Here is a 21,644-nt window from a genome sequence, read left to right as displayed (position 1 = left end):
GTTGGCGTTGGCGTTGCGCGCCCGGATTGTGTTGCGGAGCGCTGACGGCGGCACGATCGGCGAGGTCGCCCATGACATCGGGGTGTCGCGGAACATGGTGTCGAAGTGGCGTTCGCGGTTCCAGGCCGGCCGGTTGGACGGGTTGTCGGATGAGCCGCGTCCGGGTCGGCCTCGCACGATCACCGACGACGTGATCGAGCAGGTGATCGTCAAGACGCTGGAATCCACGCCAGACAAGGACACACACTGGTCGACGCGGTCGATGGCTGCTTGCACCGGCATGTCACAGAGCGCAGTGTCGCGGATCTGGCGTGCGTTCGGGCTGAAGCCGCACGCAATCGAGACCTGGAAGCCGTCGACGGATCCGTTGTTCGTCGACAAGGTCCGCGACGTCGTCGGCCTGTACATGAGCCCACCGGAGAACGCGCTGGTGCTGGCGGTGGACGAGAAAGGCCAGATGCAGGCGATCGACCGGACCATGCCGATCCTGCTGACGACACCGGCGCGGATGACCCACGACTACATGCGGCCCGGCGCCACCAGCCTGTTCGCCGCGCTCGACCTGTCCAGCGGTTCGGTGATCGCCCAGCGCTATCGCCGACACCGGCACCAGGAGTTCCTGCGCTTCCTGAGACTGATCGATGTCGGGGTGCCGAAGGACCTGGACCTGCACCTGGTGCTCGACAACTACGCCACCACAAAACCCCAAGGTAAAGGAATGGCTGATCCGCCATCCCCGGTCCACCTGCACTTCACCCCCACCAGTTCGTCGTGGCTCAACCTCGTGGAACGCTGGTTCGCTGAACTCACCAACCGCAAACTCCGCCGCTCCGTCACCGAAGTCGAAGCCGACGTCCGCGGCTGGATCAACGAATGGAACGAAGACCCCAAACCCTTCATCTGAACCAAGACCGCCAGCCAGATCCTTGACACCCTCGCCGCCTACTGCACTCGAATTACCGACTCAGGACACTAGGATTGGTTTCGCATGGCATTTGAAATCAAATTCCCAGAATATCTTGAAGGATACGAATTCGCGACCGAATCCAAGGGGTACCTCGTCGATGTGGTGATTCGCAGTGGTACCCGAATGTGCAGGCTGACTATTTATGACCCCGGGCGGCTTCAGCAAGAAATTGCCGATGAAATCCACGCCGCTGGCAGTCTCGCATTGTCGAACGTTCTGATCGTTGAAAAGGTCACTCGAGAGTATGTGATCGATGCATTGTCGGAGCGTGTTGAGTCGGAGTTCTGCTGGCAGGATGCCTGAAACCTGTTGGGGTTAGCAGCTGATCGGGGTGTCATCGAGCAGCCGCCACCATCTACGTCGTGGCTGAGGAGATGCCCTCGCCAGCCTGGGAGCGCCTCAAGGCGAACAGTGCGAATCGTGCACCACTCGCGGCGGACTGCTACCGCCCCGGCGTCTCCGCCCAGCGGATGGACAAGGCGGTCGAGACCCTCGACAGCGACTCGTTGTCGAAGTCCCAGGTGAGCAGGATGGCGGCCGACCTGGACGCGATCGTCGAGGTCTTCCGGCGCCGGATGTCGGACTGGTGGTGCATGGAGTCCGAGGGGCGAAGTGTGTGCGTCAGTGGCAGGGCTTTTCGACGAGTTTGCGGCGACACTTCAGTTCCCCTACTGCTTCGGTGAGAACTGGGATGGCTTGGGGGACTGCGTCAGCGATTGAAGCTGGCTTCCTATTCGGCGCAGTATTGTTGTGCCAATTTATGGTGCGGAGAAAGTGCTAGCTGATGCTCAGCCAGTTGGACTAGTGATTCTGGTCCCAAATCTTGTCGGCTGGCTCCACTGACCTGACTTCGGCTTGATCGGTGTGTTGTCCGAGCAGTGGCCGAATTTTCGCGTGATGATACCCCGGGTGCCGCCGAATTGGTGAGGTTTCTCACCGGGGATTGCTGACTTACGGATGTCGTTGTCTGGGGCAACGGCGTAGTGAACGGGCGTGTCGTGTGGGCCCGAGCCGTCAGGGTCGGTCTCGCCAAAGAGGACTTCCCAGGCAGGACCCCACGTGATGACCTGTGGTGCCACTCTCGGCGTACCGGCAAAAACCGCCCGCCAAGTCGCGCGCCGGCTTAGCGGACGGCACGCTGATCGCCTCGACTCGCTGCAACGCACCATCGGATGCCGGGCACGACCTGTGGTACTCCGGCAAATCTGACCAGTACGGCGGCAACTTCCAGGTACTCGCCGACCCGACCGGGTATCCGGTGTGGGTCAGCGACGTCGAACCCCCGGCTCGACCCACGACATGACCGCCGCCCGCGCCCACGTCCTGCCTGGGCTCTGCCCGGCAGCCGCCGCGAGGCCGCGCCGCAACGCCCTGATCAGCGCAGTCTGTGGACCCGCCGAACGCGCGAACGCGCTGCTCAAGAGCACCTGGGAAGCATCCGCCGGATCGCCCTCGACCCGTGGAGAGTCGGCAACATCACCGCCTCCACGCTCGTTCTACCTCATCATCTGCTGCGCCGAACTGGCGGCTGATCGGCCAACTCTCATCAGACCAACCATTTTATATCTGTTTTTCCTTATTCCTTACTGCCTTCAGGTCATCCCAGTTTCTGAATAACCTTCTTTTGATTTCTCTTCCTTTGTCTCTACCTACTTCGCGTAGAGGGCTTCGACGTCGGCGGTGTGGTTCTTCATGACGATGTGGCGGCGGAGGGAGAGTTTGAGGGAGAGTTCGCCGGACTCCTGGGTCCAGTCGATCGGGAGGATGGAGAACTTCTTGATCGCCTCGGCGTGGGAGACCGACGCGTTGGCGGCGTCGATCGCCTTCTGGATCTCGGCGATCAGGTCGGGGTCCTTGGTGAGGGACGCGACGTCGGTGGGCTTGCCGCGTTCGGTCGCCCAACCGACGATCGTCTCCGGGTCGATCGTGATCAGCGCGGCGATGAACGGCTTGCCGTCGCCGACGACCATGCACTGGGAGACCAGCGGGTGCAGGCGGATCTGGTCCTCGAGCAGGGTCGGCGCGACGTTCTTGCCGCCGGCCGTCACCAGGATCTCCTTCTTCCGGCCCGTGATCCGGATGAACCCGTCGACGTCGAACTCGCCCAGGTCGCCGGTGTGGAACCAGCCGTCCGCGTCGATCGCGGCCGCGGTCGCGTCGTCGTTCTTCCAGTACCCCTGCATCACCTGGCCGCCCTTGAACAGCAGCTCGCCGTCCTCCGCGACCCCGACCGTCACACCAGGAAGCGGCCGGCCGACAGTGCCGATCCGGATGTCGTCGGGCAGGTTCACCGACACGGCAGCGGTGGTCTCGGTCAGGCCGTACCCCTCGAGGACCGGTACGCCGATCCCGCGGAAGAAGTGCCCGAGCCGGTCGCCGAGCGGGGCGCCGCCGGACACGGCGTACTGCACCTGGCCGCCGAGCACTGCGCGGAGCTTGCTGTAGACGAGCTTGTCGAACAGCACGTGCTTGGCCTTCAGCCCGAAGCCCGCGCCGCCCTTGTCCTGCGCCTGCGAGTACGCGATCGCGGTCTCGGCGGCGGCGTCGAAGATCTTGCCCTTGCCGTCCGCGTGCGCCTTCTGCGCGGCCGAGTTGAACACCTTCTCGAACACCCGCGGCACGCTCAGGATGAACGTCGGCTTGAACGCGCCGAGGTCCTCGACCAGGTTCTTCACGTCCGCGCTGTGCCCGACCTTGACCCGCTTCATCACGCAGCCGACCTGGATGATCCGCGCGAACACGTGCGCCAGCGGCAGGAACAGCAACGTGCTGGCACCGGTCGTGTCGAAGAGGCCGTCGAGGATCTTCACCGCCGGGCCGAGCTCGTCCAGGAAGTTCGAGTGGCTGATCTTGCAGCCCTTCGGGCGTCCCGTCGTACCGGAGGTGTAGATCAGCGTCGCGAGGTCGGCCGGCGTGACCGCCGTACGGCGCTTGTCGAACTCGGCGTCGGTGACGTCCTGGCCGAGCGCGGTCAGCTGGTCGACGGCGCCGGCCTCGATCTGCCAGACCTCCTGCAGCGCCGGCGCCTCGGCCCGCGCGGAGTCGACCACCGCGCCGTGGGTCGCGTTCTCGACGATCGCGACGACCGCCTCCGAGTCGGTCAGGATCCACTGGATCTGCGAAGGCGAGGAGGTCTCGTAGATCGGCACGGTGACCGCGCCGATGCTCCAGATCGCGTAGTCGATCAGGGTCCACTCGTACCGCGTCGGGCTGAGCAGGGCGACCCGCTCGCCGGGCTTCACCCCGGCCGCGATCAGGCCCTTCGCCACACCGGTCACCTGCTGCGCGAACTCCGCGGCGGTCACATCGGTCCAGGTCGCCCCTGAGCCGGATTCTGCACGCCGGCTGAACACCGCGGTGTCAGGATGAGAGGACGCGTTCGCCCACACCGGGTCGCTCAGGCTCCCGGTGGGCGGTTCTGTCACAGCAGGAACGGTGTACTCACGCATCCGCGTCTCCTCAGTCGGTCACGAATTGTCGACTTCCGGCGCACGCTACAGTCACCTACCCGTAAGTAGCCAGGTTTATGTGACCCACGGAACTAGGTTCTAGCCATGCCACAGCTCGACATCAGTTGCGACGACTTGGTCGTTGCTGATCCAGCCTACGTCGCCGAGCGGCTCGGTTCGGACACCCTCTGGCGCGAGTGGTGGCCGGACCTCACGCTGACCCCGTCCGAGCGCCGCGGCCTGGAGGGCGTGCGCTGGTCCGTCACGGGTGCCCTGACCGGTACGGCGGAGTGGTGGCTGGAGGCCGTCCGGGACGGCGTGGTCGTGCACTGGTACCTGCGGGTCGACCCGGCGAAACCGGTCCGCGGACGGGCGGCCGCGCGGCTCGAGGAGCGGTACGTCGCGGCGTACCGGGAGCGGCTGTGGCGGTTCAAGGACGAGGCCGAGGCGGGCCGCGCGGCGGGCGAACGCCGTACCGGATCCGATCCCGCGATAGTCTCCGGGGAGGACGCGGATCCATCGGGGGGTCCGGCAGCCGTTCGCAGCACCCGTCCCAGCACAGGTAAGAGGTGAATCGATGGCGGAACAGACCACCTCGACCATTCAGGTGAACGCGACCCCCAAGGAAATCATGGCGGTGATCGCGGACTTCGCGGCCTACCCGGAGTGGGCCGACTCGATGCGGGAGACCGAGGTGCTGTCCACCGACGAGGCGGGCCGGCCGAACAAGGTGCGGTTCAAGGTCGACGCGGGGGCGATCTCCGACGAGTACACGCTGGCCTACGTCTGGTCCCGCAACGAGGTGACCTGGACGCTGGTCGAGGCGAAGATGGTCAAGGGCATGGACGGCGCCTATGTGTTGAAGGACCTGGGTGCGGAGGGGACAGAGGTGACGTACCGGCTCGCTGTCGACGTGGCGATCCCGATGATCGGGATGCTCAAGCGGAAGGCCGAGAAGGTCATCATCGACACCGCCCTCAAGGGCCTCAAGAAGCGCGTCGAGTCCTGATCCAGTGACCCGGGTACTGCTCTACACAGGTAAGGGCGGCGTAGGCAAGACGACCTCCGCCGCCGGTACGGCGACGCTCGCCGCGCTCCGCGGACTGCGCACGCTGGTGCTGTCCACGGACGCCGCGCACTCGCTGTCGGACGCGTTCGACTCCGAGGTCGGCCAGGAGCCGACCGAGATCGACGACCTGCTGTTCGTCCAGCAGATCGACGCGCAGCGCAAGTTCGAGCGGTCCTGGGGCGAGATCCAGAGCTACCTGCGCTCGGTGCTGCACATGGTCGGCGTCGACCCGATCGAGGCCGAGGAGCTGACCGTGCTGCCCGGCGCCGCGGAGGTGCTCGCGCTGCTCGAGGTGCGCGACCACGTCCGGTCCGGCCGCTGGGACGTGATCGTCGTCGACTGCGCGCCGACCGCGGAGACCCTGCGGCTGCTGGGATTGCCGGAGGCGCTGAACTGGTACCTCGACCGGATCTTCAACGCCGAGCGCAAGATGATGCGTACGTTCCGGCCCTTCATCAACAGAGGGAGCAGTCTGAGCCGCGGATCCAGCCTGCCGGTGCCGGACGACAACGTGTTCGACGCGTTGCGCAAGCTGCAGGGCGACTTGGCCGACATCCGCGCGCTGCTGGCCGGCCCGGACGCCTCCGTGCGGCTGGTGCTGACGCCGGAGGCGGTCGTGGTCGCGGAGGCGCGCCGTTCGCTGACCAGGCTGTCGCTGTACGGGTACCGGGTGGACGGCGTCGTCGCGAACCGGGTGTTCCCGGCGGCCGGCGCGGACACCTGGCGCCGGCAGTGGGTCGCCGCCCAGCGGGGCATCCTCGAGGAGGTCGCGGACTCGTTCCGGCCGCTGCCGATCTGGGAGTCGCCGTACCGCGTCTGCGAACCGGTCGGCGTCGAGGAACTGGCGGCGTTCGCGGTCGAGATGTACGGCGGGGACGACCCGTTCTCGCGGGCCACCGACGACACGTCGTTGTGGGTGGACCGGCACATCGACACCGACGGGCGCACGTACACGCTGACGATGCCGTTGCCGCTGGCATCCGCCGACGAGCTGGAGCTGGCGCGGCACGGGGACGAGCTGATCATCACCGTCGGGTCGTACCGCCGGGTCCTGCCGCTGCCGGCCGCACTGGCGCGCGGTGTGGTCGCGGGCGCGCGGCTGGACGAGGGACGGCTGCAGGTCCGGTTCGCGCCGAAGGAGTCCGCGCGTACGGCGGTGGCTTCGGACGTGCCGAGCGGTGCCGGTCCGCTGGAGTCCGCGCAGGAGCTCGCGCAGGGGCTGACGGCGGAGTACCACGAGCAGCTTGCGAGGCGGGAAGCGGCGATCGGGGATGGCCGGTGAGCAAGGAGCCGGTCGGCTCGGTCGCGGAGGAGGCGGCGAAGCTGTTCGCCGTACTGCAGAACGCGGCGTCCGACGCACCACCTCAGGCCGGGGAAGCCGAGGAAGCCGCGAAACACGAGCACAAGCTCGGGCCGGACTGTGTCTGGTGCCCGGTGTGTCAGCTGATCCATCGGGTGCGGAACACCAGCCCCGAGACGATCGAGCAGCTGTCCACCGCGGCCGCGCACGTCCTGGGCTCGCTGAGGTCGCTGCTGGAGGCCGCCGCGGACGCGGCCCGGCAGGCGCGGGAGGACGCAGCGTCGCGGACCTCACCACCGGAGGAGGAACCGACCCGGTCCCGGGTGGACCGGATCGACGTGAGTGAGGACCCCGAACCATGGGACTGACGATCGGCATCGACATCGGCGGTACGAAGATCGCGGCCGGCGTGGTGGACGAGCAGGGCACGATCATCGCCCGCACGCACCGCGACACCCCGGCCGACGACACCGACGCGATCGCGGCGGCGATCTGCGACGCGGCCGCGGAACTGATCGCCGCGCACGACGTCGAGGCGGTCGGGATCGGCGCCGCCGGCTTCGTGTCCTCGGACCGTTCGACCGTGCTGTTCGCGCCGAACCTGGCCTGGCGGGACGAGCCGCTCGGTGCCCGGGTCGAGCAGCAGCTGAAGGTCCCGGTCGTGGTCGAGAACGACGCGAACGCGGCCGCCTGGGGCGAGTTCGCGTTCGGCGCCGCGAAGGACGCCGAGCACATGATCTGCATCACGGTCGGTACCGGTATCGGCGGCGGCGTCGTGATCGACGGCCAGCTGCTGCGCGGCGCCCACGGGGTCGCGGCCGAGCTCGGCCACATGCGCGTCGTACCCGGTGGGCACCGGTGCGGCTGCGGCGCCCGCGGCTGCCTGGAGCAGTACGCGTCCGGTACGGCGCTGGTCCGCGAGGGCCGGGCCCGTGCGGAGTCGGGGTCGCTCGGGGCGGCGCAGATGCTGAGCGTGTGCGGGATCACCGACCCGGCGGAGCTGACCGGGCCGATGATCACCGAGGCCGCCATGAAGGGCGACCCGTGCGCGGTCGAGCTGCTCGAGGACCTCGGCCGCTGGCTCGGCGAGGGGCTGGCCAGCCTGGCGACGATGTTCGACCCGAGCCAGATCGTGATCGGCGGCGGCGTCAGCGCGGCGAAGGACCTGCTGATGAAGTCCGCGCAGCGCGCGTTCGAGAAGAACCTGCCGGCCAAGTCGAACCGCCCGCACGCGAGCTTCGGACTCGCCGAACTCGGCAACGACGCCGGCCTGATCGGCGCCGCCGACCTCGCCCGGCAGCCCGCTCCCACCCGATGACGGATACTGGAGACAGTCCGGCGGGGGTCGCGAGGAAGGTCGAACCTTGGCTCTGACACAAGCTCTGACGATCGGCATCGACATCGGCGGCACCAAGGTGGCCGCCGGGGTGGTCGACCCGGAGGGCAACATCCTCGCCCGGCTGCGCCGGGACACGCCGACCACGGACCCCAAGGAGACCGAGGACGCGATCGCGGAGATCGTCCACGACCTGGAGTCCCGGCACGACGTGATTGCCGTCGGCATCGGTGCGGCCGGGTTCGTCGACGGGACCCGGTCGTCGGTGCTGTTCGCGCCGCACCTCGCCTGGCGGCACGAGCCGCTGCAGGACGCGGTCGAGCGCCGGCTCGGGCTGCCGGTGGTGGTCGAGAACGACGCGAACGCGGCCGCCTGGTCCGAGTGGCGGTTCGGCGGCGGCCAGGGTGAGAGCCACCTCGTCTGCGTCACGCTGGGCACCGGCATCGGCGGCGCGATCCTGAACGACGGCGCCTTGCAGCGCGGGAAGTTCGGCATCGCGGGCGAGTTCGGGCACATGCAGGTCGTGCCCGGCGGTCACCGCTGCGAGTGCGGGAACCGCGGCTGCTGGGAGCAGTACGCGTCCGGCAACGCGCTCACCCGGGAGGCGCGCGAGCTGGCACTGTCCGGTTCGCCGGTCGCGCACAACCTGCTCCGGGCGGCCGGCGGCGACCCGCGGAAGATCAACGGCCCGATGGTGACCGAGCTGGCCAAGGACGGCGACCCGGTCGCGGTCGAGCTGCTCGAGGACGTCGGCCGCTGGCTCGGCATCGGCCTGGCGAACCTCGCCGCCGCGCTGGACCCCGGCACGTTCGTGATCGGCGGCGGCGTGTCCGACGCGGGCGAGCTGCTGCTGGCGCCGGCCCGGGAGGCGTTCAAGCGGACGCTGACCGGCCGCGGGTTCCGGCCCGAGGCGCGGATCGTGCGCGCGGTCCTCGGACCGGAGGCGGGGATGGTCGGCGCGGCCGACCTGGCGCGCGAGGAGGCGACCTGGTTGCGCCGCGTCCGGGTGAAGACCACGGCCGTGACGGCGAAGACGGCCGCGGCACGCTCGACCCGGTTGGAGCGGGCCGCCCGCAAGTCCGCGGCCCGGCGTACCGGAATGCGCGCAGACGCCGACCTCCACCACGCCGACGCAAACGGCGACCCTGACGCATGACCGACGGCCTGCGGGTGCTGTCGTACAACGTGCACCGGTGGGGCGATGACCGCGCGGCGCTCGCGCGGGTGGTGCGCGCGTGCGCGCCGGAGGTGATGCTGGTGCAGGAGGCGCCGACCTGGTTCGGCACCCGGCGGAAGCGGCGGGCGATGGCCGCAACCTTCGGGATGCGGTACGTCGCGGCGTCCGCCCGGAACGCGATCCTGGTTGCCGACGGCATCCACCTCGACGGGATCCGCGGCCGCCGGATCTGGCGCCCGTTCGTCCGCCGCCGGCTGAACTTCATCGCCACCCAACTCCCCGGCGGCGCGGTCGGCGGCGTCCTACAGCTCGGCCCGACCCGCCTCGCGGTGGTCGTCTGCCACCTCGGCCTCCACCCCCGCGGCCGCATCCACGAACTCGATCAGGTACTCACCCTCTGCCGCTCCTTCGGCACCCCGTACCTCCTCGCCGGCGACCTGAACGAGGAACCCGACGGCCCCATCTGGAACCGCCTCACCACCGAAGGCCTCACCGACCTGGGCGACGCCTTCACCTTCAGCTCCTCCAACCCCCACAAACGCATCGACACCGCCCAACTCACACCCCCGCTGACCGGCCACCTCCACGCCATCCCCCCAGCCGACCTAGCCACGGCGTCAGACCACCTGCCACTCCTGATCGAGGTGGAGCGAGCTACTTCTTCTTGCGGTTGAGGAAGGCGAGCATGGCCTCTTGGGCGGCGGGGGAGCCGAAGAGGGAGGCGGACAGCTCGGCGAGGTCTTTGCCGCGGGCGTCGATGTCGGCCAGCAGCGTGCGGTTGAGGAGTTTCTTGGTTTCGCGGAGGCCCTGGGGGGCGCCCTTCAGGAGGGAGGCGAGGAGGGTGGTGAGGGCCTCGTCGAGGTCGGCGTCCGGGACCGTCAGGGTGAGGAGGCCGAGGCGTGCGGCTTCGAGGGCGTCGAAGCCGTTGCCGGTGAGGAAGGTGTACGCCGCGGCGCGGTCCGTGAGCCGGGGGAGGACCGTCAGCGAGATCGTCGCCGCCGCGAGCCCCAGCCGTACTTCGGTCAGCGCGAACGTCGCGCTCTCGCCGGCCACGCTGATGTCGGCCGCCGCCACGATGCCGATCCCGCCCGCGCGTACCGGGCCGGCCACCCGCGCGACCACCGGCTTCGGGTTCGCGACGATCGCGCGCTGTACGTCGACCATCCGCTGCGCGCCGACGCCCATTCCGACCGTGGTCGCCTCGGACAGGTCGGCCCCGGAGCAGAACACGTCCAGCGCCGACCGGACCACGATCACCCGTACGGCGTCGTCCGCGCCGGCCGTCTCCAGGTGGGCGAGCAGCTCACCGGTCAACGCTTGCGACAACGCGTTCTTGTTGTGCGGCGAGTTCAACGTGATCGTCGCCACACCGTCGGACACCGCCAGCTGCACGAGTTCGGTCATGCGGTCATCCAAACATGCGGGTCGGCGTGCCGGTGCGTGATCTTCCACTCGTCGCCCTCGGTCCGGAAGATCATCGTGGCCCGCAGTACGTGCGGGACCGGCTCCGGCTGGGTCACGTGGTGCACGGTGCAGCGCTCGATCGCGACGGTGTACGCCGTGTCCGCGCCGACGTACATGTCCAGGTACTCGAACTCGACCGGGTTCCCGGTGTCGTGGAACTGCGCCGACGCCCACTCGTAGCGCGGCCCGATCTCGGTCCAGCCGACCTCCCGGCCGCCGAACCCCCTGTACGCCGCCGGGGTCACTTCCTGTTCGTGTACTCCGGCGACAGCTCGCGCGCCAGGTGCTCGATGAACAGCCCGACGTCGGTGACGATCCCGCGGGCCTGCGACGAGCCGCGGTCGGCGAGCTTGGTCACGGTCGCCGGGTTGATGTCCACGCAGGTCAGCGGAACGGACGCCGGCAGAATGTTGCCGGTAGCAACCGAGTGCAGCATGGTCGCGGCCATCAGGCAGTACCCGACGCCGTCCAGCTCGGCCCGCATCGCCCGCTGACCCTCGAGGACGTCGGTGTACACGTCCGGCAGCGGCCCGTCGTCGCGCACCGACCCGACCAGCACGAACGACTTGCCCTGCCGCACCAGCGCGTGCATCACGCCCGACGTCAGCACGCCCTGCTCGACCGCCGCCGCGATCGACCCGGCCTTGCGGATCGTGTTGATCGCGCGGATGTGGTGCTCGTGCCCGTGCTCGACCCCGCGCCCGCGGGACAGGTCGACGCCCAGCGACGTCCCGTACAGCGAAGACTCGATGTCGTGCGTCGCGAGCGCGTTGCCGGCGAACAGTACGTCGACGTACCCGGCCTCGACGATCGCGACCATCGCCGGGGCGGCGCCGGTGTGCACGATGCCGGGGCCGCCGACCCAGAGCACCTTCTGCCCGTTCGCCTTCGCCTCGCGCATCCCGTCGGCGACCTGCTTGACCAGCACCCGCTGCGGCTTCTCCGAGGACACGTCGGACTCCATGAACCCGAAGCCCTCGTCGGTGTTCACCACGATCGGCGGAATCACCCGCACACCCTGCGCGCTGGTGATGATCTTCATCCCGGCGCGCACGTCCGACATCGGGATGGTCCGCACGATGTCGCCCTCCACCAGCAGCCCACAGTCCATTTCGGGATTTTGCACGGGGACCCAATGGCCGCCGAGCCGGACGCTGGTCGGCAGGTTCGTGGTCGAGTAGAACCCGTCCGGGAAGACGCCGTCCTGGGTCACCTCGGTGATCTCCGGCGTCCCGGGGTCGACCAGGTTCGCGCCCTTGGTCTGGATCCGCATCAGCAGCCGCTGCAGCGACTCCTCGTCCTCCGCGCCGACGGTCATCCGCACGGTGGACGGGTCGTCCTTGTCGTACCCGAGGTCGAACTTGTCCAGCGTGTACTCGCCGCCGTACCCGCGGATGTCGTCGAGGACGCGGGACAGCAGCCCGGAGTCCATCAGGTGGCCGGTGATCTCGACGGTCTCGGTGACCTGTGGCACGGGTACCTCCCCAAAGCGATGTCGTCGGATTGTCCGACGATCCGCATGCTAGCTCAGACGACCGCCCCGTCGTCACCACCGTCGCCGGGTGGCAGCCGGTCCTTCATCCGGAGCACCAGCGTGAGGAAGCCGCCGATGAACCCGACCACCGCGAGCGTGGTGATCCGCCCGGTGCCGAAGTCGAAGACCGCGGCCGCGATCAGCAGTAGCGGGCCGCCGAGCAGGCCGAGCCAGGCGAGCCGGCTGACCCAGTCCAGCCGCGGGCCGCGCGGCGGCTCCGGCGGGACGAAGTGGTCGTGCGGATCGTCCCGCTTCTTCGGTGGCTCCTCCGCCGGGACGTCGGCCTGGACGGTCAGCCCGGTCGGTACGTCGATCAGCGGCTCGTACTTCTCGTCGACGTCCTCGCTGGCCGGCCACCGCGGCACCGGGTCCTCGCCGCCGTCGTGCCCGGGCGCAGACGGCTTGTTGAACTGCTCGACGAGCGACCGCCACTCGGCGTCCTCGGTACTGCGGTCGATCACCGGGCGGGCCCGGTCCACCGCCTCGGCGTCGACGAAGATCTCGTCGTGGGCCTCGCTCTGGTTCTCGCAGTACGCCGCGATCCCGGCCGCCTTGAGTGCGTCCAGGACCGCCTCGGCGACCAGCGGGTCGATGCCGCCGAGCGACGTGTACGACGTCGCGGTCAGGCCGTTGTCACGCATCGTCTCGACCGCTCAAGCGGCTGATGAAGGCCGCGGTGTCCGCGAAGATCCGCGGTGCGTCGTTGTCCAGAGTTGCCACGTGATAGCTGTCCTCGAGCAGGGTCTCGGTCACGTCGCGGGACGAGATCGAGGACAGGATCGTCCGCCCCGAGCTCGGTTCCACCACATGATCGACAGTACTGCGGAACAACAGCACCGGCTGCGTGATCTTCGCCAGGTCCGCCCGGGTGACCTTCCACAGCTGCGACAGCGAGAGCAGCGCGCGCAGCGGCATCCGGTCGTACGCACCCTCCTCGACGCCCGGCTTCTTGATGTCGTTCGAGATGCCGGGGAACGACGGCAGCAGCCGGGCCAGCACCGGGAGCAGCGCCAGCCGCTTGTCGTCGGTCTGCACCGACGGGTTGACCAGGATCACGCCGGAAATGTCCGTACCGTGTTCCTCGGCCAGCCGCAGAGTGAGACAGCCGCCCATCGAGAGACCGACCACGAAGACCTGGTCGTGCTCCTTGCGGAGCCGCTCCAGCTCGTTGTCGAGGACGGCGTACCACTCCTGCCAGGAGGTCTTGTTCATCTCCTGCCAGCTGGTCCCGTGACCGGGCAGCCGCGGCACCGCCACGCCGTACCCCGCGGCGGCCAGGTGCTCGGCGAACGGCCGCATCGAGCGTGGCGAGCCGGTGAATCCGTGACTCAGCAGCACGCCGACGGCGGCGTTCTCCCCGGTCCCGGCACTGCGAAACTCCTCCGCGTGGGCTTGCACTGGCACGCTCGACTCCTCGCCGTTCACGGTCCTCACAACGCGCCTCAGGAGCGCGTGACAATCGTCGCATCTTGGCTGCATCCAGTCTGCATCCAGGTGACAACACGGTGAGCAACACCCGCATTCCTGGCGGTGACATTGCCTGAGGGGGAAGCTGGAACGTAGTGTCCGCACCGGAACGGTTGACGCGCCGCGGTTGTCGTGTCTGGGTGTAGATGTGTGTCGGGCGAGTTGACGGAGGTCGAGACGGATGCTTTATCTGTTCCTGAGACGGTTCTTTGTCGCCCCACTGGTCAAGCTGCTGTTCCGGCCGAGGGTGACCGGTGTCGAGCATGTGCCCACCGACGGCCCGGCGTTGCTGGTCAGCAACCACCTGGCGTTCTGCGACTCGATCTTCCTGCCGGTCTCGGTGCCTCGCCAGATCGTCTTCCCGGCCAAGTCGGAGTACTTCACCGGTCCCGGCCTGAAGGGCAAGCTGGTCGCCACGTTCTTCCGCTCGGTCGGCCAGATCCCGATCGACCGCTCCGGCGGCCGCGCCTCGCTGGCGGCGCTGAACACCGGCCTGGGGATCCTCGAGAAGGGCGGCCTGTTCGGGATCTACCCGGAGGGCACCCGCTCGCCCGACGGCCGGCTGTACAAGGGCAAGACCGGTGTCGCCCGGATGGCGATCGTGGCCGGCGTGCCGGTGATCCCGGTCGCGATGATCGACACCCATAAGCTGCAGCCCGCGGGCCGGATGAAGCCGGTGCTGTTCTACCGCGAGAAGGGCCGGCTGCTGCCGCGCCTGGTCCGCCCGGGCGTCGCGTTCGGCGAGCCGATGGACTTCTCCCGGTACGAGGGCATGGAGCGCGACCGCTTCGTGCTCCGCTCGGTCACCGACGAGATCATGTACGCCCTGATGGGCCTGTCCGGCCAGGAGTATGTCGACATGTACGCCGACAAGGCCAAGGAACTGCTCAAGGCCGGCCAATCGATCGACGAACACGTCCGCCTCGGCGACACGAAGGCCAGCTGACCCCGCCGGGATGGACGGCGACCTGAACGTCCTCGGCGGAGCGCTCGAGGAGTGCGGCAGCGATCCCGTCACGGGTTTCTACCGCGACGGCTGCTGCACGAGCGGCCCCGAGGACCTCGGCAGTCACACGGTCTGTGCGGTGATGACGACGGAATTCCTGACGCATCAGACCTCGGTCGGGAACGACCTGGTCACACCGCGCCCGGAGTACAGCTTCGCGGGCCTGCGGCCGGGCGACCGGTGGTGTGTGGTGGCGGCGCGGTGGCTGCAGGCGTACCACGACGGCGCCGCGGCTCCCGTCGTACTGGCGTCCACGCATGTGCGGGCGCTGGAGACGATTCCGCTGACGGTACTGCGGCGGCACGCGGTCGACGTACCGGCGGATCCGGGGTCGTTGACCTGAGACGGTCACGCTCGGTTCGGTGGCCTCCTCTAAAGTTGGCCCCATGCAATTCGCGACGTTGACGACGGGGCAGGTGCCGGGGGTTCCGACGCTGGACGAGCTGCGGGCGCTGAAGCCGCTGCAGCAGCCGGAATGGCCGGACGGTTCGGCCCTCGAGCGGGTGATCGCGGAGCTCCGGACGCTGCCTCCGCTGGTGTTCGCCGGTGAGTGCGACGACCTGACCACGAAGATCGGCGCGGTCGCCCGCGGCGAGGCGTTCATCCTGCAGGGCGGCGACTGCGCCGAGACCTTCGCGGGCGTGACCGCGGAGAACATCCGCGCCAAGCTCCGGGTGCTGCTGCAGATGTCGGTCGTGCTCCAGTACGCCGCCAGCGTGCCGGTGGTGAAGATCGGCCGGATCGCGGGGCAGTACGCGAAGCCGCGCTCGTCCGGCGAGGAGACCCGGGACGGCGTGACGCTGCCGTCGTACCGCGGTGACGCCGTCAACGGCTTCGACTTCACCCCCGAGTCCCGGATCCCGGACCCGGCCAGGCTGCGGGGCGTCTACAACGCTGCCGCCGCCACGCTCAACCTGACCCGCGCGTTCACCACCGGTGGGTACGCGGACCTGCACCAGGTGCACGCCTGGAACACCGACTTCGTGAAGTCCTCGCCGGTCGGCCGGCGCTACGAGCAGCTGGCGTCCGAGATCGAGCGCGCGCTGGCGTTCATGCGGGCCTGCGGCGCGACCTCGGACGAGTTCCGGACCGTCGACTTCTACGCGTCCCACGAGGCGCTGATCCTCGAGTACGAACACGCCCTGACCCGGATCGACTCGCGCACCGAGCAGCCGTACGACGTGTCCGGCCACCTGCTCTGGGTGGGGGAGCGGACCCGGCAGCTGGACGGCGCGCACGTCGAGTTCCTCGCCTCGCTGTCGAACCCGCTCGGCGTGAAGATCGGGCCGACCACGACCCCGGAGTACATCCGGGCGCTGATCGACAAGCTGAACCCGAAGGGGATCGAGGGGCGGCTCACGTTCATCACCCGGATGGGCGCGGGCAAGATCCGCTCGGCGCTGCCGCCCTTGCTGGAGGCCGTTCGCGACCACGGTTCGCCGATCGCGTGGGTGTGCGACCCGATGCACGGCAACACGTTCGAGACGCCGAACGGGTACAAGACCCGCAACTTCGACGACGTGATGGACGAGGTGCAGGGCTTCTTCGACGCGCACGAACAGGTCGGGACCTGGCCTGGCGGCGTACACATGGAGCTGACCGGCGACGACGTCACCGAGTGCCTCGGCGGCGGTGAGGCGCTGGTCGCGGAGGATCTGGCGAACCGGTACGAGACGGCCTGCGACCCGCGGCTGAACCGGCACCAGTCGCTGGAGCTGGCGTTCCTGGTCGCCGAGCGGCTGCGCGGTGCCCGGGCATGAACGCGATCGACCTGCGGTCGGACACCGTCACGCGTCCGTCGGCGGAGATGCTGGCGGCGATGACGTCCGTCCCGCTCGGCGACGACGTGTACGGCGAGGACCCGACGATCAACCGCCTCGAGGAGACGGTCGCGGGGCTGCTCGGGCACGAGGCCGGGCTGTTCACCGTCACCGGCTCGCTCGCGAACATGCTCGGCGTCCGCGGCCTGGTCCCGCCCGGCGGTGAGGTGCTGTGCGAGGCGAGCGCCCACATCGTGCGCGCCGAGCTCGGCTCGCACGCGGCGGTCAGCGGCGTCACCACGCGCACCTGGAGTGCCCCGGCCGGGCAGATCGACCTCGACCAGATCCGCGCCCTGATCGCGCCGGACCTCGGGCCGTACTTCGTCACGACGACGGCTGTCTCGGTCGAGAACACGCACAACTTCGGCGGCGGGTCGATCCAGCACGCGTACGACGACCTCGCCGACGAGCTGGACGCCCGCGGGCTGCCGCTGCACCTCGACGGCGCCCGGCTCTGGAACGCCGCCGTCGCGACCGGTCGTACCCTCGAGTCGTTCGCCGGACGGGCCGCCGCCGCGAGCGTCTGCCTGTCGAAGGGCCTCGGCGCGCCGGTCGGTTCGGTGCTCGTCGGCTCGACCGAGCTGATCCGCGAGGCGCGGGTCTGGCGCAAACGCCTCGGCGCCGGGTGGCGGCAGGCCGGCATACTGGCCGCCGCGGGCCTGTACGCCGTGGAGCACAATGTCGAGCGGCTCGCCGAGGACCACGCCAACGCCCAGGTGATCGCGACCGTGCTCGCGGACGCCGCGCCGGGGTCGGTGAAGCCCGACCAGGTCGAGACGAACATCGTGGTCGTGGACCTCGCCGGGACCGGCCACACGGTGCCGGAGATCGTCGCCGGCGCCCGCGATGCCGGCGTACTCGTCGGGGGTGTCGGGGCGACCCAGCTGCGGATCGTCACGCACCTCGACGCGTCGGCGGCGGACTGCCGGACAGCCGCGGAAAAGCTCGCGCGACTCATCGGTTAGGGTTCAGCTGTTCGGGTCGCAGCATTCGGGGAGAGCCGTGCGAGAAATCGTCGTGTTCAGCGGAAGTGCCCACACCGAGTTGGCGGAGCAGATCTGCCGTGATCTCGGCGTACCGCTGTCACCGGTGGAGATTCATCGTTTCAGCAACGACTGTCTGCAGGTTCAACTGCAGACGAACTGCCGGCAACGAGACGTGTACATAGTGCAACCGCTCGTCCCGCCGACGCAGGAGCACCTGATGGAGCTGCTGCTGATGATCGACGCCGCCCGCGGTGCGTCGGCGGCGCAGATCACGGCCGTCATGCCGCACTACGCGTACGCCCGGTCCGACAAGAAGGACGCGTCCCGGATCTCGATCGGCGGCCGGCTGGTCGCGGACATGCTGACCACGGCCGGCGCCAACCGCGTGCTGACGATGGCGCTGCACGCGCCGCAGGTGCACGGGTTCTTCTCGGTACCGGTCGACCACCTGACCGCGATCGGCGTACTCGCCGACCACTTCCGCGGCCGCGACCTGTCCGACACGGTCGTCGTCAGCCCCGACCTCGGCAACGCCAAGACCGCGACCCAGTTCGCCCGCCTGCTCGGCGTACCCGTCGCCGCCGGCAGCAAGCAGCGCCTGGCCGACGACCGGGTCGTTATCGACGCGATCGTCGGCGACGTCGCCGGCAAGCGCGCCATCGTCCTGGACGACGAGATCGCCACCGGCGGCTCGATCATCGAACTCCTCGACCGGCTCAAAGACCTCGGCTGTACCCAGGCCGCCGTCGCCTGCACCCACGGCCTCTTCGCCGGCGCCGCCGTCGAACGCCTCCGCTCCCACCCCTCCATCACCGAGGTCATCAGCACCGACACGGTGCCCCGCCCCGACGGCTTCCCCGAACTCCAGATCACCTCGGTAGCCGGCCTCTTCGCCCAGGCCATCAAACGAATCCACGCCGGCGAATCCGTCAGCAGCCTCTTCGACGGCGTAGACCCCACCCACGCCCCACCCCAACCCAAACTCCCGTTCTAGTCCGGTTACGCTCGCGGCGTGATGCTGCCCAGAGTTGTTCGCTTCGACCTACTGTTCGTTCGCACGGACTACTCGAACGACGAGGCTTGGCGCAATGCCTTGGCAGCGGCGACCGCTGTCCACCCGAGCAACGACTTCGAACGCTGCGGTGCCGCACTGCAGCCGGTCGAGTCTCCTGAGCTCTCGGGTCTCACCTCGGCTCAGCTGGTAGGCCTCCCGCGCGAGGACTATCTCGCCGAGCTCGCCGTGGCCGATGCGCAGACAATGCGCGACCAGACCGTGCTCTTCGTCGACCTGAACGAACTGAACAAGCAGGTCGGCCGCACGTTTCGCGCGATCCCGTCTCAGGTCGAGCCGATCGTCGCGAACTTCTCGATCGCGAACATGGACTTCCACGAGTTCGCCGACAACGCCGATCCGGACGGAGTGTTCCGCGGCTTCGCGAGATAGTATGTGCGCATACTATCTAAGGAGGGGACATGTGGTCCGTCGAGGTGACCGGGAGGTGTGCGGCGAGTGCGGAGCGGGTGTTCGCGGTGCTGGCGGAGCCGGAGAAGTGGGCCGAGTGGAACGCGGGAGTCCGCCGGATCGAGATGCACGGTCCGTTCGCGGCCGGCACGGAAGCGGTGATGGTGCTGCCGGATGGGACGGCGCTGCCGTTCACGTTCGCGTGGGTCGAGGCGGGGAAGGGTTTCGAGGATGTCACCGAGGTACCCGACGCCGGGGTCGTCGTACGCGTGCGGCATGAACTGACACCGACCGCCGACGGCACGCTGATCACCTACCGCTGCGAAGCCCACGGCCCCGACGATGCCGCCGCCGAGGTGGGTGCGGCGGTCTCCTCGGACTTCCAGGACGTGATCGCGGCACTCGGCGTACGTGCGGAACAACCCGGTGGCTGACGCGCTCGAACCCCGCGAGAGCCCAGGCCTGCTGCTCTGGCGCGCGACCCTGAGCTGGCAACGCCTGATGACGTCGACGCTGAAGCCGCTCGGGCTGACGCACGTACAGTTCGTCCTCCTCGCGAGCACCTGGTGGCTCAACCACGTCGCCGGCGAATCCCCGACCCAACGCCGCATCGCCGACCACGCCAACACGGACCCGATGATGACCTCCCAGGTCCTCAGAACCCTGACCACAAAGGGCTTCCTGACCCGAACCCCCGACCCCACCGACTCCCGCGCCATCCGCGTAACCGTCACCCCGACTGGCGCGAACCTCGCCCAACGCGCGATAAAACTCGTCGGAGAAGCCGACAAAACCTTCTTCAATCCCGTCCCCGACCACAAAGCCCTCCTGGAAGCACTCCACGCACTAGGCGAATGAGTGCTGCATAGGATGGCGCGGTGGAGTTTGTGATGGTGCCGGGTGGTTGGCAGGGCGGGTGGGTTTTCGACTCGGTGGCAGGGGAGTTGCGGAGGAGGGGGCACCGGGTTGAGGCGGTGACGCTGGCTGGGCTGGAGTTGGAGGGGTCGGCGGATCTGGAGCGGCCGGCGAATCTTGCGGCGCATGTCGACCAGGTGGCCGCGGTCGTCGAGAGGCTGGACGGTACGTCGGTTGCGTTGTGCGGGCACAGCTACGCCGGGCTGGTCATCGCGGGCGTCGCGGATCGGCTGGGGGATCGGCTTGATCACCTGGTCTTCATCGACGCGTACGTACCGGACAACGGCGACTCCTGCTGGTCGCTGACCACCGAAATGTTCCGGGAGATGTTCATCGCCGGCGCGAGGGCCGACGGGCGGTGGGTCGAAGTACCTGACGGGATGGATCCGCGCGCACGAGCGCATCCGCTGGCCAGCTTCGTCCAGGGCATCACGCTGGAAGGCAACCCGTGGCCTGCGCTCCGCCGTACGTACATCAGCGGCGGTGACTGGACGGGGAGCCCTTTCGTGGAGTTGACGGAGCGGTTGCGTAAGGACCCGGCTTGGCAGGTGCACGAGATCCCGGTCGGGCACAACATCGCTCGCCGCGATCCGCAGGCCGTCGCTGCCGTGCTCGACGCCTTGCCAACAGCTACCAGGTAGCTGGAACGAGGCGCAGTTCACGGTCGGCGACGGTGGCGCGGTCTGCGCCGACTCGGTTGAGGTCGGGTGCGTGAACGGCTTGGGCGGCGTGGGAGTGGGCGGCTGCCCTTGTGGTCGACGTGGAAGCGGAATCCGTGCGGGCTGGTCCATTCGATTCCTCCGTCGGGCAGGCGTCGATTGCTCCAGCCGCCGAAGGTCTTGGCGCGGTGGTGGAGTCGTCCTTGGGGTATGAGGTTGTCGACGCTGGTTTGGCCGGGTGGGCCGGTGCGGTCGTAGGGCGCGACGTGGTCGAGGTCCATCGACGCCGTGGTTTCGCGACTGCCGTAGGGAAACATCTCTACGGGGTGGCGTAGTCGTACTCGTTCGCGGATCCGGTCGGGGATCTCGTAGCTGTCGACGCTGACTTGGTCGTGCAGGTCGATGACGGGTTTGACTATTACCCGATCGTGGCCGAGTAGTTCGCTGAGTTGGCTTGCGAGGAGTGGGCCGAGGTCTTCGGTTCGCAGTACGCCGGTGCCGGTGGCGAGGGTCTTGTCGGTGAGGTGCACATAGAGCGTGTGCCGGTTCGGTCGGCTGGTGTTTGCGCCGGGCCGGCTGTTGTGGGCGTGGTGTTTGATGGCGGCGAGGCGGGCTTCGAGCGTGTCGCCGAGCGCCAGTCGCGTGAACTCCTGCGCGGCACCAGCGTCGGCTGATGCTGTGCGCGGTGCCGCGGGCAGATCGGCCGGTTCGCCGCGATGAATCACATCGGCAGCGCCGTCCGCGCTCGCCGAATTACTCGCGTCGCCCGTGCCGCCCGTGCCGCCCGTGCCGCCCGTGCCGCCCGTGCCGTCGGTGCCGTCGGTGTCGGAGGTGTCGTCGGCCGTCGGGTCCTGCAACCCGTTCCGTTCGCCGCGGTCGTGCCACTCGCCCTGGTCGTGCCGCTCGTCCCACTCGCCCTGGTCGTGCCGTTCGTGCCGCTCGCCCTGGTCGTGCCGTTCGTGCCGCTCGCCCTGGTCGTGCCGTTCGTGCCGCTCGCCCTGGTCGTGCCGTTCGTGCCGCTCGCCCTGGTCGT

At 68.8% G+C, this 21,644-nt stretch carries 26 protein-coding genes and 3 pseudogenes; 22 read left to right on the top strand and 7 right to left on the bottom strand.

Going from position 1 to position 21,644, the window contains the following annotated elements; all coding sequences use genetic code 11:
* Nucleotide 1 precedes the first annotated feature (1 nt).
* From ACFV9C_RS28135 to ACFV9C_RS28110, 6 genes and pseudogenes are all read left to right on the top strand, one after another.
* A complete protein-coding gene (locus ACFV9C_RS28135; protein WP_380198300.1) occupies nt 2-904 on the top strand; it encodes an IS630 family transposase in 903 nt (300 codons plus the stop codon).
* An 84-nt stretch (nt 905-988) separates the two neighbouring features.
* Nucleotides 989-1,270, top strand: coding sequence for a hypothetical protein (locus ACFV9C_RS28130; protein WP_380198299.1), 282 nt, complete (start codon nt 989-991; stop codon nt 1,268-1,270).
* 71 nt (nt 1,271-1,341) lie between these two features.
* Nucleotides 1,342-1,485 (top strand): annotated as a pseudogene (locus ACFV9C_RS28125) (IS256 family transposase); the annotation flags it as partial.
* 94 nt (nt 1,486-1,579) lie between these two features.
* Nucleotides 1,580-1,687, top strand: coding sequence for a barstar family protein (locus tag ACFV9C_RS28120; RefSeq protein WP_380198298.1), 108 nt, complete (start codon nt 1,580-1,582; stop codon nt 1,685-1,687).
* 409 nt (nt 1,688-2,096) lie between these two features.
* A pseudogene (locus ACFV9C_RS28115) lies at nt 2,097-2,281 on the top strand (transposase family protein); the annotation flags it as partial.
* Between the two features lie 48 nt (nt 2,282-2,329).
* A pseudogene (locus tag ACFV9C_RS28110) lies at nt 2,330-2,499 on the top strand (IS5/IS1182 family transposase); the annotation flags it as partial.
* A 117-nt stretch (nt 2,500-2,616) separates the two neighbouring features.
* Here the strand turns inward: ACFV9C_RS28110 and ACFV9C_RS28105 are convergent.
* A complete protein-coding gene (locus ACFV9C_RS28105) occupies nt 2,617-4,416 on the bottom strand; it encodes an AMP-dependent synthetase/ligase (protein WP_380198297.1) in 1,800 nt (599 codons plus the stop codon).
* A 105-nt stretch (nt 4,417-4,521) separates the two neighbouring features.
* Between ACFV9C_RS28105 and ACFV9C_RS28100 the strand changes: the two genes are divergently transcribed.
* From ACFV9C_RS28100 to ACFV9C_RS28070, 7 genes are read left to right on the top strand one after another with little or no spacing between them, the layout of a single operon-like run.
* Entirely contained in the window at nt 4,522-4,989 is a 468-nt protein-coding gene (locus tag ACFV9C_RS28100; RefSeq protein ID WP_380198296.1) for a hypothetical protein, read from the top strand.
* A 4-nt stretch (nt 4,990-4,993) separates the two neighbouring features.
* Nucleotides 4,994-5,425 carry an SRPBCC family protein gene (locus ACFV9C_RS28095; protein ID WP_131342091.1) on the top strand — a complete coding sequence of 144 codons (432 nt, stop codon included), beginning with the start codon at nt 4,994-4,996 and terminating at the stop codon, nt 5,423-5,425.
* Nucleotides 5,426-5,429: 4 nt separating this feature from the next.
* Complete coding sequence (locus tag ACFV9C_RS28090; protein WP_380198295.1) at nt 5,430-6,767, top strand: ArsA family ATPase; 1,338 nt, start codon at nt 5,430-5,432, stop codon at nt 6,765-6,767.
* The gene (locus tag ACFV9C_RS28085) at nt 6,764-7,153 is read left to right on the top strand and encodes a hypothetical protein (protein ID WP_380198294.1); all 390 of its coding nucleotides are present in this window, start codon (nt 6,764-6,766) and stop codon (nt 7,151-7,153) included. Before ACFV9C_RS28090 ends, ACFV9C_RS28085 begins: the two co-directional genes overlap by 4 nt.
* Nucleotides 7,144-8,103 (top strand): ROK family glucokinase, encoded by a 960-nt coding sequence (locus tag ACFV9C_RS28080; protein WP_380198293.1) that lies wholly within the window; start codon nt 7,144-7,146, stop codon nt 8,101-8,103. Before ACFV9C_RS28085 ends, ACFV9C_RS28080 begins: the two co-directional genes overlap by 10 nt.
* 46 nt (nt 8,104-8,149) lie before the next feature.
* Complete coding sequence (locus ACFV9C_RS28075) at nt 8,150-9,277, top strand: ROK family glucokinase (protein WP_380198292.1); 1,128 nt, start codon at nt 8,150-8,152, stop codon at nt 9,275-9,277.
* Complete coding sequence (locus ACFV9C_RS28070; protein WP_380198291.1) at nt 9,274-9,972, top strand: endonuclease/exonuclease/phosphatase family protein; 699 nt, start codon at nt 9,274-9,276, stop codon at nt 9,970-9,972. Before ACFV9C_RS28075 ends, ACFV9C_RS28070 begins: the two co-directional genes overlap by 4 nt.
* Here ACFV9C_RS28070 and ACFV9C_RS28065 read toward each other — a convergent pair.
* The 5 genes from ACFV9C_RS28065 to ACFV9C_RS28045 are packed head-to-tail and all read right to left on the bottom strand — an operon-like array spanning nt 9,953 to nt 13,700.
* A complete protein-coding gene (locus ACFV9C_RS28065) occupies nt 9,953-10,702 on the bottom strand; it encodes an enoyl-CoA hydratase-related protein (protein WP_380198290.1) in 750 nt (249 codons plus the stop codon). The two genes, ACFV9C_RS28070 and ACFV9C_RS28065, sit on opposite strands and share 20 nt — an antisense overlap.
* Nucleotides 10,699-11,007, bottom strand: coding sequence for a nuclear transport factor 2 family protein (locus tag ACFV9C_RS28060; RefSeq protein ID WP_380198289.1), 309 nt, complete (start codon nt 11,005-11,007; stop codon nt 10,699-10,701). Before ACFV9C_RS28060 ends, ACFV9C_RS28065 begins: the two co-directional genes overlap by 4 nt.
* Entirely contained in the window at nt 11,004-12,236 is a 1,233-nt protein-coding gene (locus ACFV9C_RS28055; protein WP_380198288.1) for a TIGR00300 family protein, read from the bottom strand. Before ACFV9C_RS28055 ends, ACFV9C_RS28060 begins: the two co-directional genes overlap by 4 nt.
* 53 nt (nt 12,237-12,289) lie before the next feature.
* Nucleotides 12,290-12,937 carry a hypothetical protein gene (locus ACFV9C_RS28050; RefSeq protein WP_380198287.1) on the bottom strand — a complete coding sequence of 216 codons (648 nt, stop codon included), beginning with the start codon at nt 12,935-12,937 and terminating at the stop codon, nt 12,290-12,292.
* Nucleotides 12,930-13,700 (bottom strand): alpha/beta hydrolase, encoded by a 771-nt coding sequence (locus ACFV9C_RS28045; protein ID WP_380198285.1) that lies wholly within the window; start codon nt 13,698-13,700, stop codon nt 12,930-12,932. The genes ACFV9C_RS28050 and ACFV9C_RS28045 overlap by 8 nt, the downstream gene beginning before the upstream one ends.
* Nucleotides 13,701-13,944: 244 nt before the next feature.
* Between ACFV9C_RS28045 and ACFV9C_RS28040 the strand changes: the two genes are divergently transcribed.
* Genes ACFV9C_RS28040 through ACFV9C_RS28000 form a run of 9 tightly spaced genes read left to right on the top strand, consistent with a single transcriptional unit; the run spans nt 13,945 to nt 20,593 of the window.
* Nucleotides 13,945-14,709: a lysophospholipid acyltransferase family protein gene (locus ACFV9C_RS28040; RefSeq protein ID WP_380198284.1), complete on the top strand. Its 765-nt coding sequence runs from the start codon at nt 13,945-13,947 to the stop codon at nt 14,707-14,709.
* Nucleotides 14,710-14,719: 10 nt separating this feature from the next.
* Nucleotides 14,720-15,112, top strand: coding sequence for a DUF2237 family protein (locus ACFV9C_RS28035; protein ID WP_380198283.1), 393 nt, complete (start codon nt 14,720-14,722; stop codon nt 15,110-15,112).
* A 43-nt stretch (nt 15,113-15,155) separates the two neighbouring features.
* The gene (locus tag ACFV9C_RS28030) at nt 15,156-16,529 is read left to right on the top strand and encodes a class II 3-deoxy-7-phosphoheptulonate synthase (RefSeq protein WP_380198282.1); all 1,374 of its coding nucleotides are present in this window, start codon (nt 15,156-15,158) and stop codon (nt 16,527-16,529) included.
* Entirely contained in the window at nt 16,526-17,554 is a 1,029-nt protein-coding gene (locus tag ACFV9C_RS28025; RefSeq protein WP_380198281.1) for a threonine aldolase family protein, read from the top strand. The genes ACFV9C_RS28030 and ACFV9C_RS28025 overlap by 4 nt, the downstream gene beginning before the upstream one ends.
* Nucleotides 17,555-17,591: 37 nt before the next feature.
* A complete protein-coding gene (locus ACFV9C_RS28020) occupies nt 17,592-18,569 on the top strand; it encodes a ribose-phosphate diphosphokinase (RefSeq protein WP_380198280.1) in 978 nt (325 codons plus the stop codon).
* Between the two features lie 21 nt (nt 18,570-18,590).
* A complete protein-coding gene (locus ACFV9C_RS28015) occupies nt 18,591-19,019 on the top strand; it encodes a DUF6924 domain-containing protein (protein WP_380198778.1) in 429 nt (142 codons plus the stop codon).
* Between the two features lie 29 nt (nt 19,020-19,048).
* Nucleotides 19,049-19,471 (top strand): SRPBCC family protein, encoded by a 423-nt coding sequence (locus ACFV9C_RS28010; RefSeq protein WP_380198279.1) that lies wholly within the window; start codon nt 19,049-19,051, stop codon nt 19,469-19,471.
* On the top strand, nt 19,464-19,895 hold the full coding sequence (locus tag ACFV9C_RS28005) for a MarR family winged helix-turn-helix transcriptional regulator (protein ID WP_380198278.1): 432 nt from the start codon (nt 19,464-19,466) through the stop codon (nt 19,893-19,895). The genes ACFV9C_RS28010 and ACFV9C_RS28005 overlap by 8 nt, the downstream gene beginning before the upstream one ends.
* A 20-nt stretch (nt 19,896-19,915) precedes the next feature.
* Nucleotides 19,916-20,593, top strand: a complete 678-nt coding sequence (locus ACFV9C_RS28000) for an alpha/beta fold hydrolase (protein WP_380198277.1) — start codon at nt 19,916-19,918, stop codon at nt 20,591-20,593.
* A gap of 17 nt (nt 20,594-20,610) precedes the next feature.
* Here the strand turns inward: ACFV9C_RS28000 and ACFV9C_RS27995 are convergent, their stop codons facing one another.
* Nucleotides 20,611-21,468, bottom strand: a complete 858-nt coding sequence (locus tag ACFV9C_RS27995) for a hypothetical protein (RefSeq protein ID WP_380198276.1) — start codon at nt 21,466-21,468, stop codon at nt 20,611-20,613.
* Nucleotides 21,469-21,644: the final 176 nt, after the last annotated feature.

The sequence above is a fragment of the Kribbella sp. NPDC059898 genome (genome assembly GCF_042730855.1).
Lineage (GTDB): Bacteria > Actinomycetota > Actinomycetes > Propionibacteriales > Kribbellaceae > Kribbella.
This window is presented reverse-complemented; position numbering and strand designations above follow the sequence as displayed.